The 240-nt window shown below is 55.4% G+C and carries 1 protein-coding gene; it reads right to left on the minus strand.

Annotated elements, in window-relative coordinates:
- Positions 1 to 61: 61 nt before the first annotated feature.
- On the minus strand, positions 62 to 240 hold a 179-nt coding region (locus SB753_RS40885; protein WP_410805656.1), incomplete at its 5' end, for an ABC transporter permease subunit.

Here is a 240-nt window from a genome sequence, read left to right on the forward strand (position 1 = left end):
TGTTGTCCTGAGTGGTCATTGCATTGCCTTGCGATTAATGTAAACAAAGGAGTATGTGATTTCACTTCTTGCGTTCGCGGCTGATGTAGATCGCGAGCAGGATGATTCCGCCCTTGATCACGTTCTGCACGTACGGATTCACGCCGACCATGTTGAGGCCGTTGTTCAGCACGCCGAGCAGCAGCGCACCGATCAGCGTGCCGATAATCGAGCCGCGTCCGCCCGATATCGACGTGCCGC

Source organism: Paraburkholderia sp. SIMBA_053 (genome assembly GCF_046534895.1).
Lineage (GTDB): Bacteria > Pseudomonadota > Gammaproteobacteria > Burkholderiales > Burkholderiaceae > Paraburkholderia > Paraburkholderia caledonica.